The 13,199-nt window shown below is 57.6% G+C and carries 7 protein-coding genes and 3 tRNA genes; 2 read left to right on the forward strand and 8 right to left on the reverse strand.

Features of this window, described 5'->3' with window-relative positions; all coding sequences use genetic code 11:
• Positions 1-76: 76 nt before the first annotated feature.
• Complete coding sequence (gene hsdR / locus IC37_RS22905) at positions 77-3,553, reverse strand: type I restriction-modification system endonuclease (protein WP_030131316.1); 3,477 nt, start codon at positions 3,551-3,553, stop codon at positions 77-79.
• Between the two features lie 249 nt (positions 3,554-3,802).
• On the opposite strand from hsdR, the gene IC37_RS30015 reads away from it, so the two are divergent.
• Positions 3,803-3,973 carry a hypothetical protein gene (locus tag IC37_RS30015; RefSeq protein WP_158225671.1) on the forward strand — a complete coding sequence of 57 codons (171 nt, stop codon included), beginning with the start codon at positions 3,803-3,805 and terminating at the stop codon, positions 3,971-3,973.
• Positions 3,974-4,178: 205 nt separating this feature from the next.
• On the opposite strand, the gene IC37_RS22910 is transcribed toward IC37_RS30015, so the two are convergent.
• From IC37_RS22910 to IC37_RS22930, 5 genes are all read right to left on the reverse strand, one after another.
• On the reverse strand, positions 4,179-5,477 hold the full coding sequence (locus IC37_RS22910) for a virulence factor family protein (RefSeq protein ID WP_030131315.1): 1,299 nt from the start codon (positions 5,475-5,477) through the stop codon (positions 4,179-4,181).
• Positions 5,477-8,119, reverse strand: a complete 2,643-nt coding sequence (mprF, locus tag IC37_RS22915) for a bifunctional lysylphosphatidylglycerol flippase/synthetase MprF (protein WP_030131314.1) — start codon at positions 8,117-8,119, stop codon at positions 5,477-5,479. Before mprF ends, IC37_RS22910 begins: the two co-directional genes overlap by 1 nt.
• A gap of 277 nt (positions 8,120-8,396) precedes the next feature.
• A tRNA-Met gene (locus IC37_RS22920) sits at positions 8,397-8,473 on the reverse strand.
• Positions 8,474-8,694: 221 nt separating this feature from the next.
• A tRNA-Met gene (locus IC37_RS22925) sits at positions 8,695-8,771 on the reverse strand.
• Positions 8,772-8,992: 221 nt separating this feature from the next.
• Positions 8,993-9,069, reverse strand: a tRNA-Met gene (locus tag IC37_RS22930).
• Between the two features lie 301 nt (positions 9,070-9,370).
• On the opposite strand from IC37_RS22930, the gene dinB reads away from it, so the two are divergent.
• Complete coding sequence (gene dinB / locus IC37_RS22935; RefSeq protein WP_008010121.1) at positions 9,371-10,432, forward strand: DNA polymerase IV; 1,062 nt, start codon at positions 9,371-9,373, stop codon at positions 10,430-10,432.
• A gap of 75 nt (positions 10,433-10,507) precedes the next feature.
• Here dinB and IC37_RS22940 read toward each other — a convergent pair whose 3' ends face one another.
• Positions 10,508-11,461 (reverse strand): hypothetical protein, encoded by a 954-nt coding sequence (locus tag IC37_RS22940; protein WP_030131313.1) that lies wholly within the window; start codon positions 11,459-11,461, stop codon positions 10,508-10,510.
• A gap of 17 nt (positions 11,462-11,478) precedes the next feature.
• Positions 11,479-13,194 (reverse strand): proline--tRNA ligase, encoded by a 1,716-nt coding sequence (locus IC37_RS22945; RefSeq protein ID WP_030131312.1) that lies wholly within the window; start codon positions 13,192-13,194, stop codon positions 11,479-11,481.
• Between the last annotated feature and the right edge of the window lie 5 nt (positions 13,195-13,199).

Consider the following 13,199-nt stretch of genomic DNA (forward strand, 5'->3'; position numbering starts at 1 on the left):
GCCTCGGTTAGCAACTGTCCTTTGTCCTAGGACTGAGGACAGTTTAGGCGTTTTTGCTTAGCGACTGTCAACGGGCTCAGCCGACCTCAGGCCAAAGATTGTCGTTCAAGGCTTCCAGCACCTTATCCAGGTTGCCGCCGAGGTGGCGATTCAAACTCTTGATGCCGCCATCGTTCTGGAAGGCTTCGTTGACTTGATGTGTGTCGATGATCACCTCGTGCACCAATTGTTTTGCCAAGCGATCAAGCCATTTGCGTTGTACCGGCGTCCATTGCTGAAGGGCATAGATTTTCTGCATCGCGTTGGCCACACGTTGGTCGAAGGGCAGCAGAGCTTCGCCGATAGCGGCTTGGCGGATGTAACCAATGATGCTGGCAGCGATTTCCTGGTTGGTCTGGTTGCGCCAGGCGCTTTTCAGGCTGACTTCGCTGAACCCATGCTGATCCAGTAACAAGCGGACATTGCGCAGTTGTTCGCGAGTGAGGTCTTTCGGTCGATTGACTACCACGCCCAAGGCTGCGGATTGGTTGAGTTGGCTGTGGACGAAATCGTGGAAGCTTTCGAGGTAATCCTGAGGCTTGTGATAGGTGCCGTAGCTTTGCTCGCGCACCATCAATTCGTCCCGATGGGTGGAAATAATCGGATAGTTTTCCGAGCCCATCAGGTTGCTGACAGCGTCAAGCTGGGTAAGCAATTGGCTATGCTGGCGAATAAACTGAGCAGCCTGCTTTGGTCCCAGTTCGTGCAAGTGTTTGTGCAACTTGGCGGGTTCTACCCCCCAAATGTCTTCAAGTTCTTGGAGCTTTTTCTTCAGCGAGGGCTTGGATTCAGCTTTGTGGTCAGCCTTGCGCAAAATTCGCATGATGCGCTGGCTGAGTACGTCGAGCACATCATGGGCGTGGCTACTATCATCCTGGTTGCCGGGAGCGTCGTGACTGGCATCACTGGTGAGTTCGCTGACCAATTGCTCTAGCGAAACATTCGGGTTCTTCACCAGAGGCTTCATGGTGTCGACAGCTTCCAGGCTGGCGTAGAGGTCGACGGGGTCGTAGATGCGGAAAACCGTTTTGCCAATTTCATCGCAACGTCGGGTTGCGCGCCCTTTCATCTGTTCATAGAGAATGCGTGAGCGCACCCGGCGCATAAACACCAGGTTGCAGATTTTTGGCACGTCGATGCCGGTGGTGAGCAGGTCTACGGTAATTGCGATGCTGGGGTTTGGTTCGTTTTTGTACTTACGAATCAGTTGTTCAACTTTGTCACTCTGTCCGGTGATGATTTGCACGGTTGCTTGGTTGTATTGCTCACCGTAAGCGTCTTTAAAGGCAGCGTTCAGAAGGTTTTTCACCCGTTCGGCATGGGCTTGGTTGACGCAGAAAATCATGGTTTTTTCTTCGCCGAAAGGGTCCAGCTCATTGGCTAGGGCATCGCAGATCACTTTGTCAAAAGCAGGCGTGATCACCCGACGGTTGAACGACTCGATATTGAAGTTAAGTTCGTCCTCCAATTCGGCGACATCAATTTCACCGGTTTGGGTATCGATGACGCTGACCTTCTCTCCCTTTTCAAATCGGATGCCGTTTTTGCTGAGCTGGGTTTCGTATCGGATCGGTGGTTCATGGTCGATCAACCAGTCATCCGCCACGGCTTCGCGGTAGCTGTAGGTGAACACCGGTTTACCGAAAATCTCGCTGGAGTGTTTGGCTGGGGTGGCGGTCAGGCCGATTTTGCAAGCGTCAAAATAATCCAGCACGCGGCGGTACTGCGAGAGGTACTGATTGTGATCACGAACAGCCAGCTCACCCTCGCTCATCTCTTGATCGAGGGTGTAACCACGGTGGGCTTCGTCAACGATGATGCAGTCGAACTCGCCTACCGACGGTGGTGTGTCAGAGCGGAAAATGCGGCTTACCATAGCCTGCACGGTGGCCACCTGGATGCGGGTTTCCGCTTCGGCTGCCATATCACCTAGCTCTTTGATGTCGTAGATCTGAGCGAGTGTGTGGTTTTGCTCAAGGGCGGTGTCATTAAACGAGTCGATAGCCTGTTGGCCGAGAGCGCTGCGGTCGACCAAAAACAGAATGCGCTTGAAGCGCTCAGCTTTCAGGAAGCGATACATCAAGCCGATGATGGTGCGAGTTTTACCTGTGCCAGTGGCCATGGCAAGCAAGCAGTCGCGTTGATTGTTGGCTAACGCTTGTTCTACTGCATGGATGGCCTTTTCCTGATAATCGCGCAATTTCAGGTAGGCGAAGCCTTCTTCCTTAAGCTTTGCTTCGGCCTCTGCCTGACTGCGTTTGAGCAGATCCAGTAAGTCATTGGGCGTATGGAAATCTTGCAGGGGGCGGGCAGTGTTGGCCGGGCTGCGTAGATCGCGGAACCAGGTCCCGGAATGCTCAGCGAGCTGTTTGATGTAAGGGCGACCATTGCAGGCAAAGGCAAAGGGCACTTTGAAATCTGCTCCTTCACCATCATTCCAAGGGGCGTAGAGGCCGGCGAGTAGCCACGGCTGCTGATGTTCCGGGGTGAACTTGAATTCGCGAGAGTAGCGTGCAGCCTGTGGAATACGGTCTGCAATGTTGATACGTTTTCGCTTGGCCTCGACAATGGCTACCGGCATCAAACCTGCGAACAAGACATAGTCGGCACAGGCTTTTGGGCTGCTGGTAGGCCATTCAGCAATTGCTCTATTCTTGCCATTCTCGGGACGTGCGCCTTTTCCATAGGTCAGGTCGAGGGAGTCGGCTTCCCAGCCAGCATCGAGCAACTGCTGGTCGATGAGGATGCGGGTGAGGTCTTCACTCAAATCGAACTTATGGGTGGCCTGCATGGTGTTATGCATGACCTGTGACGAAGCTTGAGGCTGAGTCAAAAGTTGAATTTGCAAAGCTTTGATGCGCTGCTCGTGCTCAGCGCGCAACTTCTCCAGCTCGGCTTCATGCTGTTTGGCTTGCTGCTGGTAAAGGCGAGATTCGGCATCCATTTGCTCTGCTAGAACGGAATACTCTTCGGCCTCGCGCTTCTTCAGCTCAGTCAACTGCTGGTTGCTTTCAAGCTGCTGGCTGGACTCACTCAATTGCGCTTTTAGTTGCTCGATCTGGTTTTGTAGGTCGCGCAGTGGGGCGCTGGGGTCATCCGGTTTTACAAAAGGACCAGGTTGGAACTTGTCGCCATTTTTGCCGAACGATTGGTGGTACCAAATGGCTAAAGCTCGGGCGACTTTGAGCCCATCCATCGCCTCGCGGTGTTGAGTGCGAAATTGGTGAGTGGCTCTATTGCCTTCGACGCGTAGCGTTCGAAACAGATCGCGGATGTTTTGATCGAGTTGGATGTCCCGACCTAACTTGTAAAGTAGATCGGCCTGCTTGGTCGTAGCGTCGAATTCAATACCGGCGCGGCTGGCCAGGTCCTGAGCCAAGGCCTCACCCAGCTGCCGCAACTTCATCAGTGTGGTGTTGGGATCGCTGGCAAAGATCTGTTCGGCCGTGCTCGCAAGCTGAAGGAAAACGGGGTCGTGTTCCCGGAGAAACGAGAAGTTACTGATCGCGGCCATGTTCATTCCTGTGCATGCTCATCCCTGGATTGCGCCTAGTTGAGCTTAGTTTGCGCAATATTGCGTTGAGCTTAACCAAGATTGGCCAGGTTTGACTATGGCTTGGTAGGGCTTAGTGCCAGCACCCGCTGTATTGAGCTTTTTTTGTGTCTGAGGGTTTCTCTTGTTGGTCGATAGCTTGATCTATGTTCAATTCGACGCAATGTTCTGCGCACAAAAAACGTGTAAGCGACCGATAGTGGAGGATAGGTGAATACTGTGGCAGTGGAGATTCGTAGCGTCGATGTATCCCAGGAAATGGTCGACGAGCTTGAAGACATGACAATTGAGGCCTTGGCCGGTGTGCGATTGGTCCGTTTTGAACAGGCAGATGCAGTCAGCCACGAAGATATGCGGGCTCGGTACGCCGAAAGGGACTGACGAAGCAGTGGATGGTTTGGGGTGTTATCGATCCCCCACAGATACAAACGGATCCGAGGGCCGTGGCTTCGCTGCGGTTGAGCGCATGACTTTGATGCAATAAAGATCCCTTGTGGGAGCTGTGGTGCTTAGTTGAATCGGTAAATATGAAAAAGCCCCCGCAACCAAACAACTGCGGGGGCTTTTTCGTGGGCGGGGCTTCAGATCACTCCTGAGCAGCCGTCTCCTTCGCTTGACGCTTCTCGATCACATCCACCAATCGCTTGGCCAACGCCGGGTAGTTCTCGTCAAAGTGATGGCCGCCAGGCAGTTTCATCGCTTCGCCCACGGCGGTCTTGTCGGTGCAGCCGCTCTCGTCGACTTCTTCTTCACCGTAGATGCACACCACTTTTGCCGGCGGCAGCTTGGCCATTTCCGGGCCGGTGGCGGCTTCTTTGCCGGCGTTGCCGAGCCAGCCTTCGACTTCGATTTCGAAGCTGCCGGTGCGGGCGAAGGCCAGCAGGATGATTGCATCGACTCGCTGCTGCTCCGCTTCCGGCAGGTGGTTGTAGATGGCGGGCAATACGTCCGCGCCGAACGAGTAGCCGGTCAGGATGAAGCGCTTGGTGCCCCATTTCTGCCGGTAGTGCTGCATCAGTTCGGTCAGGTCCAGAGCGCTTTGTTCCGGGCTCTTGTGCTGCCAGTAGTAGCGCAGGGTGTCGATGCCAACCACTGGGTAGCCGATCTTCGCCATCTCGCCCGCTACGTCGCGGTCCAGGTCGCGCCAGCCGCCGTCACCGGAAAGGAACAGGGTGACGGTGTCCTTGGCCTGGCCGGCCGGCACTTCGACCACCGGGATCTGCAGGCCACCAGCGGCTTTATCGCCGCCAACGAGGATTTTGCGCAGTTCGTTGTTCAGCACTTGCGGCAGGTTGATGTCGTAGTCGCTGATGCTGGTTTCGGCATTGGCCTGATCACGCACGAAGCCGGCGCTGGTGTCGTCCGGGTTGTCGTTCCAGGCCACCAGCCAGTGACCGTGGGCGGCGTTTTTCGGCAGCAGGTGAGTGCAGCCACCGGGCTTTTCCAGGGCCAGGTCAACCGAAATGGCCTGGGCCTTGTCGTTCTTCTGCTCCGACAACCAGCGCCAGGCCAGTACGGCGCCTGGGCCGATGCCGCTGACCAGAGTGGCCGGGCCTTTCAGTTCGCGCAGACCCGCTTGCAGGGCGCGGCTTTGCAGCAGGCAGTCTTTGGGCAGAATCACCTGGACGATTTGCGCCGAGGCGCTGCGGCTCAGGGTGGTCAATTGCTTGTCATTGAGCTTCTGGTCTTCATTGACCGCCACCAGCACCTGGGCGCGCGGCGTGTTGCCGGGGATGACGCGGGTCATCGCGGCGCCATCGGCCGGCGTCAGCCGTTCGAGGGTCGGTTCTGGTGCCGGGCGTTTCAGGTACCAGTAACCGCCACCGACCATCAGGGCCAGCACTACCAGTGTGGCCAGTACGTACCGCAGGGAGCGTTGAATCATCAGCGTTTCACCAATCCAGTCAAGCCGCCTGCAATCAGGGCGGCAGTGTCGGCCAGGGCCACCAGCGGATCGAGTCCGGCGGGCACGGCCATATAACGGGGTTCCCAGTCGGGCTGGAACTTGTCTTTGAAGCGGCGCAAACCTTGGAAGTTGTACAGCTGCTCACCACGGCGGAATACCATCGAGCCCAGGCGCTGGGTCAGTGGTGCACCACGCCGGGGTTGCAACCCCGACAGCGGCACCATGCCCAGGCTGAAGCGCGCGTATCCATGATTTTTATAATGTTGAATCAGGCCGACCATCATGAACTCCATGGTCAGCTTGGGAGCGTCGGGGTGCGCGCGCATCAGATCGAGGCTGGCCAGGTCATGGCCGTAGGTCTCGAGCAGGTTGGCGAACGCCACCGGGCGCCCTTCGAAACGAATCACCGCGACACGGAAGTGCTTGAGGTAGTCGTCACTGAAACGCCCGAGCGAGAAGCCTTTCTCGCGGACATTCTTGCCAGTCAGCCAGGCATCGGAAATCACCTTTAGCTCATCCATCGGCGCTTGCCCCGGCTCATGGATCTCCAGCGACAAGCCATCACGGGTGCCGCGGTTCCAGGTGTAGCGCAGGTCCTTCATCTCTTTGCCTTTGGCCTCGAGATCGAAGCGCTGCAGATCGACCCGGGCTTCTTCGCCAAGCTTGATCGCGGTCAGGCCGATGTCCATGTAGTACGGAAGGTTCTCGGCGCGTACTTGATAGAACACGGGGCGGGCGTGGTGGATATCGCAAAGGTCGCGGAACTGCCAGATCATTTCCGCCCGTTGTTGGGTCGGGCCGATCGGGTCATACAACGCCACCAGACTGCGACCACGGCGGGCGTACATCAGAAACGCCTCGTCGTTGGGGTGAAACAGCAGCGCCTTGTCACCGGTCAGGGCCAGGCCGCCATCCGGTTGGGCCGAGGCCATGAGGATCTTTACCGCGCGCTCCAGTTCGTCGGGCGTTGGCAGATGGATCACCGGGCGCGCGGTACGCAGCAGCCAGGTCAGAGAGACCACCACCAGCAGGACCGCAGCACCCAGCAACGAACGCAAGCCTCGTGGGGCATCGGCGTCGAGGGTGAACTGCCACCAGAGTTGATGACTGTAGGGAACGTCCTGATAGGCGAACAGCAGCAGCCAGATCGATGCGCCGAGTACACAGAGGCTGGCCACCAGGTACAGCGGCGAAAACGGCACTTCGGTCAGGCGACTGGGGCGATAGAACGAACGGCGGAAAACCCCCAGCAAACTCGCCGTCAGGGTCATCAGGCAAGCCTCTTCCCAATCGAACCCTTTAAGCAGAGAGAGCAGGGCGCCGACCAACAACAAAATGGTAGTCAGCATCCACGCGGCCGACAGACGGCGACGCAGCCCCTGAGCCAGCAGCAGGCAGAGCACGCCTACCAGGCTGGCGCCGAAGTGCGAAGCGTCGACCAATCGATGCGGAATCAGAAAGCCGATGTGTTCAAGGCGGGTATCGATCTCCGGCGTCACACCGGAAAACAGCAGCACCACGCCCGACAGAAATACCAGCACCGCCAGAATCGGCGCGGCCATGCCAGATGCAGCACGCAAGGACTGGCGCGATTGAAACAGGCGCTGGCCTTCGTTGACCAGCAGCAGTACGCAAGCCACCAGCAGCGGCAACACTACGTAGATCAGGCGGTAGAGCAGCAGCGCGGCGGCCAGTGGCGCGGCGCCGAGCTTGTCGGCGAAGGCAGCGAGCAAAATCGCTTCGAACACCCCGACACCACCCGGTACATGGCTGAGCACGCCAGCGGCCAAGGCCAATAGATAGACCAGCAGGAACGCACCAAAGGGCGGCGCTTCCGGCAGCAACAGATAGAGCACGGTCGCGGCGGCGGCCACGTCCAGAGCGGTGATGACCAGTTGCAGGAACGTCAGACGGCGACCCGGCAGGCGCAAGGTGCGGCGGCCGACCTTGACCAGCAGGTTGTCGGGATAAAGCTGTTCCGGCAAGCGACGGCGATAGATGCCGATGGCCAATACCGTGGTGAGCAGCAGCACGGCCACTGCAATCGCACCCAGCAACGTCTCGGAGAACCCCAGGGCCGCGGAGGCGGCGGGCAGGTTGCTGAGGGTGGCGAGGGCGGCCAGGGGCGGGAGGGCACAGCCGAGCGAGAGGCTGGCAAACAAGGTCATGTGCGCGACTTCCGAAGCCCCCACACCATGACGTGCATATAAACGGTAGCGAACCGAGCCGCCTGACAGCAGCGAAAGGCCGATGGCATTGCCAATGGCAAACGCAGTGAAGCCGCCCAATGCCAATACTCGCGGCGCCAGCGTCACGCCGGCATAACGGCTGGCCGACCATTCGTAACCCAGCAGAATGATGAAGCCGATCACGGTCGCGACGAGCGCACCCAGCAAGGCCGGTTTCGGCACTTCCAGAATCGAGTCGTGCAGCGCGTACAGATCGAGTTCGCTCAGCAGGTGACGACAGGCAATCAGCGCAATGGCGAACAACAGCAAAGTGACTGCCAGACCGATGGGCTGACGATATTTGCTGATTCGATCCAGCAAGCGCAGACGCTCGGCTTTGATCGGTTGTGTCGCTGTGACGGTGTCTTGTGGATCAGACGAGTTGGCGCGCATCAATCACCTCTTGGATTGTGCGCGACAGGATGGAGGTATCCAGCCAAGTTACCAATCCCTGCAGAAAAAAATAATGACAAATATTAACGCCTCTCACCGGATGTGGGCGATGGCGCATCATCAGTCGTAGAGGGTTCTGTCTGTGGTTCAGTCTGGACTGAACTCACAGTCTGGCGATCCCGAACGGCTCACTGCACAGTGACAGATCATTGTTGCGAAAGGACTTTTTCAACAGATACAAAAAAGGCCACTCTTTCGAGTAGCCTTTTTTGATGTTTGGTTGCGGGAGCCGGATTTGAACCGACGACCTTCGGGTTATGAGCCCGACGAGCTACCAGACTGCTCCATCCCGCGTCTGTGTGGCGGCATTCTACAGGCGAACGCCGGAGTGTCAACCGTTAATCCTAGTATGGCTCAAATAAGTGTAAAACGACGGCGAATGGTCGCAGGGGAGACCTAAGTTTCGGAATCAGAACGATTTCTTGTTTCTGTGCCATAAGGCATAGATCGCTGATTTTTTATAAAACAGGCGCGCACAAAAAAGGCCACTCTTTCGAGTAGCCTTTTTTGATGTTTGGTTGCGGGAGCCGGATTTGAACCGACGACCTTCGGGTTATGAGCCCGACGAGCTACCAGACTGCTCCATCCCGCGTCTGTGTGGCGGCATTCTACAGGCGAACGCCGGAGTGTCAACCGTTAATCCTAGTATGGCTCAAATAAGTGTAAAACGACGGCGAATGGTCGCAGGGGAGACCTAAGTTTCGGAATCAGAACGATTTCTTGTTTCTGTGCCATAAGGCATAGATCGCTGATTTTTTATAAAACAGGCGCGCACAAAAAAGGCCACTCTTTCGAGTAGCCTTTTTTGATGTTTGGTTGCGGGAGCCGGATTTGAACCGACGACCTTCGGGTTATGAGCCCGACGAGCTACCAGACTGCTCCATCCCGCGTCTGTGTGGCGGCATTCTACAGAGGATCGCAGGGCTGTCAACCTTCAATTTCGGCAAAACCTGTTCCTGTTCAAGCGCTTAGGTGAAAAAAACAATGGCTGATCGGTCTGAAACGCAGGCAGGGCAAGGCTTGTGGCTCTATCGAGAGGGCTCTTTCGATTGAGAAAATAAATTCCTGCGGTACTTTGCCTACAAAGGAAAAAGAACATTCAGACTACTGGTGCTATATACAGGTGCCAGTGAGATACTGCCGGTACGACTCACCAATCCTTCATTTCTTCGCCATGAACACCGCTTTTATATGACGCAGCGAAAAATCATCCACGTCGATTGTGACTGTTTCTACGCCGCCATCGAGATGCGTGACGACCCGCGCTTGGCCGGTAAGCCATTGGCGGTGGGCGGCTCGGCGGATCGGCGGGGGGTGATTGCCACCTGTAACTATGAAGCGCGGGCTTATGGCGTACGCTCGGCCATGTCTTCCGGGCATGCCTTGAAACTCTGTCCGGACCTGACCATCGTCAAGCCGCGCATGGAGGCCTATCGAGAAGCATCGAAGGAAATTCATACGATCTTTCGCGATTACACCGACCTGATCGAGCCGCTTTCCCTGGATGAGGCCTACCTCGACGTGTCGGACAGCGCGCATTTCGGCGGCAGCGCCACGCGAATCGCCCAGGATATTCGCCGCCGGGTCTCCAACCAGTTGCACATCACCGTGTCGGCCGGCGTGGCGCCGAACAAGTTTCTCGCCAAGATCGCCAGCGACTGGAAGAAGCCTAACGGCTTGTTCGTGATCACACCGGATCAGGTGGAAGACTTCGTCAGTGGTTTGCCGGTGAGCAAGCTGCACGGGGTTGGCAAAGTGACCGCTGACAAACTCGGCAGGCTCGGCATCGTCGATTGCTCGCATTTGCGCGAATGGGACAAGTTGGCGCTGGTGCGCGAATTCGGCAGCTTTGGCGAGCGACTCTGGAGCCTGGCCCGTGGGATCGATGAGCGGTTGGTGCATAACGACAGTCGCCGGCAGTCGATCAGCGTCGAAAATACTTACGATGTGGATCTGCCGGATCTGGTGAGTTGTCTGGATAAATTGCCCGAGTTGCTGGAATCCCTGAATGGCCGCATGGCACGGATCGACAGCAGTTATCGGCCGGGCAAGCCGTTCGTCAAAGTGAAATTTCATGATTTTACCCAGACCACTTTGGAGCAGGCCGGGGCAGGGCGGGATCTGGGGAGTTATCAGTTGCTGCTGACCCAAGCCTTCAATCGCGGCGGGAAACCGGTGCGGTTGTTGGGGATTGGGGTGAGGCTTGAGGATTTGCGGGGCGGGTTTGAGCAGATGGAGTTGTTTGAGCGGTAGGGGCAGGGTTTTTGTGTGGTGGTGAATGTAATGACGCCTTCGCGAGCAAGTCGCTTGCTCGCGAAGCTTTTGACCTTAATTCGGCCCCGGATCCGCCACCAGTCGCCCGGCATCCTTGGTCAGTGACTTGAGGAATTCGGTCTGCAACTCGGGATCGTTGCGGGTCAGTTCGATCAGGCTCTGTTCCAGCTCGCTGGCTTCTTCTTCCAGACCCAGTTCCGACAGGCGTTTGACCCGGTGTACCCACTGGCTCACTTCGTCGTCTTCGAGGTCGTCGTAAATCAGCCCGTGAGCTTCGAGCAGCTTGCCGCGCAAGGTGCTGCTGATCGCCAGGGATGAGTCGGTGTGCACATCGTCCTTGTTGTCCTCGACACTGATCTGCAGCTTGCCCAGATGATTGAGATCATGTTCGGCGAACGGGCTGTCGAGCAGGTTGAGGCGCAACACGCCGTTACGGTCGGTGCTCAGCTCGAACGTGTTCTTGCCAGCCTTGACCTGCACCGGGCGCTCGCTCCACGGCAGGCTCGAGTATTCCGTGCGCTTGTCGCGCTGGACTTCGTCGATACCTGCCAGATTCTGCTGCGCCCGGCCATGGGACTGCACGTTCATGAACGGGTTGAGCCCGGAGAAACCATAGCTGAGCCAGTCCTTTGTCACGCTGTCCGGCAGATTGCCGAGGGCGAACACGTTGACCACGTTCGCACCGACACCGGCCACCACCGCCACTGCGCCCAGCGGGATCTCGTAAACCTCCCGCCAGGGTTGATAAGGTGTGTAGCGATCGTAGCGACGCGTGACTTCGAACTCGGTGACTTCGAAGGTCTTCTGCTCGTGGATTTTCACCCGACGTTGCGGCAGCTCAAGCACCTTGGGCTCGCCGACATCGATCTGCAGGCTGTGATCGAGCAATTTGCGCTCGACTCGCTCCTCGTGCTCACTGCGTTGTGACATCTGATTGGCACAGCCGCTGACCAGTAGGGTGCCGCACAGGGCGGCACCACCGAGGCCTAAGGTGTTTCGCTTGAACATGACGTCTCTATCTGGTGTCAGCGGCGGATACGAGCCTGGAGGAAAGACAGCACGTCAGCGACCGGCAGCGCTTGCGCCTCGGCCTCTGTGCGGTTCTTGTATTCCAGATTGCCGTCGGCGAGGCCGCGGTCACTGACCACGATCCGGTGTGGAATGCCGATCAGCTCCATGTCCGCGAACTTGATGCCCGGGCTGGTTTTCTTGTCGCGGTCGTCCAGCAGCACTTCGAAGCCGGCGGCAGTCAGTTCTGCGTAGAGCTTGTCGGTGGCTTCGCGAACCTGTTCGGTTTCGTAGCGCAGCGGTACCAGAGCAATCTGGAATGGGGCCAGAGCGTCGCTCCAGATAATCCCGTTCTCGTCGTTGTTCTGCTCGATGGCGGCAGCCACCACGCGGGACACGCCAATGCCGTAGCAGCCCATTTCCAGGGTGACCGGTTTGCCGTTCTCGCCCAGTACTTCGCATTTCATCGCTTTGCTGTACTTGTTGCCCAGCTGGAAGATGTGCCCGACTTCGATGCCGCGCTTGATTTCCAGGGTGCCTTTGCCGTCAGGGCTTGGGTCGCCAGCCACAACGTTGCGCAGGTCGGCAACGGTCGGAACCGGCAGATCGCGCTCCCAGTTCACGCCGAAGTAGTGCTTGTCATCAATGTTGGCACCGATGCCGAAGTCGCTCATCAACTCGACGGAACGGTCGATGATGATCGGCAGCGGCAGGTTCAACGGGCCAAGGGAGCCGGCGCCGGCGCCAATGGCGTCGCGCAGTTCAGCTTCGGAAGCCATGACCAGCGGGCTGGCAACGCCAGGCTGGTTGGCGGCCTTGATTTCGTTCAGCTCGTGGTCGCCACGGATGATCAGGGCAATCAGTTTGCCTTGCTCTTCAGCGTGCACCACCAGGGTCTTGATGGTCTTTTCGATCGGCAGGTTGAAGCCTTCGACCAGTTGCGCAATGGTCTTGGCGTTCGGCGTGTCGACCAGGCGCAGCGCTTCGGCAGGCAGCGGGCGAGAGGTTTCGCGCGGTACGGCTTCGGCCTTTTCGATGTTGGCTGCGTAGTCGGAACCGTTGCTGAAGACGATATCGTCTTCGCCGGATTCGGCCAATACGTGGAACTCGTGGGAACCGGCACCACCAATGGAGCCGTTGTCGGCTTCAACCGGACGGAACTTCAGGCCCAAGCGGCTGAACACGTTGCAGTACGCCTGGTGCATGCGGTCATAGGTGACCTGTAGCGATGCCTGGTCGGCGTGGAACGAGTAGGCGTCCTTCATGATGAATTCGCGGCCGCGCATCAAGCCGAAGCGTGGGCGGATTTCGTCACGGAATTTGGTCTGGATCTGATACAGGTTGATCGGCAGCTGTTTGTAGCTGCTCAGCTCGTTACGCATCAGGTCAGTGATGACTTCTTCGTGAGTCGGGCCGGCACAGAAGTCGCGACCATGACGATCCTTGAAGCGCAGCAATTCAGGGCCGTATTCTTCCCAGCGACCGGATTCCTGCCACAGCTCAGCCGGTTGGGTGCTCGGCATCAACACTTCGAGAGAGCCCGCGGCGTTCATTTCTTCACGCACGATGGCTTCAACCTTGCGCATCACTCGCAAGCCCATGGGCAGCCAGGTGTACAGGCCCGAGGCGAGTTTGCGGATCATACCGGCGCGCAGCATCAGCTGATGGCTGATGACGACCGCGTCGGAAGGCGTTTCTTTCTGTGTGGCGAGCAAAAATTGACTGGTGCGCATGGTTG

The sequence above is a fragment of the Pseudomonas sp. QTF5 genome (assembly GCF_000512695.2).
GTDB lineage: Bacteria > Pseudomonadota > Gammaproteobacteria > Pseudomonadales > Pseudomonadaceae > Aquipseudomonas.

Excerpts from the sequence above, each read along its gene's own strand:
- hsdR (WP_030131316.1), bottom strand. The coding sequence starts at position 3,553 with ATGGCCGCGATCAGTAACTTCTCGTTTCTCCGGGAACACGACCCCGTT.
- IC37_RS22910 (WP_030131315.1), bottom strand. The coding sequence starts at position 5,477 with ATGATTCAACGCTCCCTGCGGTACGTACTGGCCACACTGGTAGTGCTG.
- mprF (WP_030131314.1), bottom strand. The coding sequence starts at position 8,119 with ATGCGCGCCAACTCGTCTGATCCACAAGACACCGTCACAGCGACACAA.
- dinB (WP_008010121.1), top strand. The coding sequence starts at position 9,371 with ATGACGCAGCGAAAAATCATCCACGTCGATTGTGACTGTTTCTACGCC.
- IC37_RS22940 (WP_030131313.1), bottom strand. The coding sequence starts at position 11,461 with ATGTTCAAGCGAAACACCTTAGGCCTCGGTGGTGCCGCCCTGTGCGGC.
- IC37_RS22945 (WP_030131312.1), bottom strand. The coding sequence starts at position 13,194 with ATGCGCACCAGTCAATTTTTGCTCGCCACACAGAAAGAAACGCCTTCC.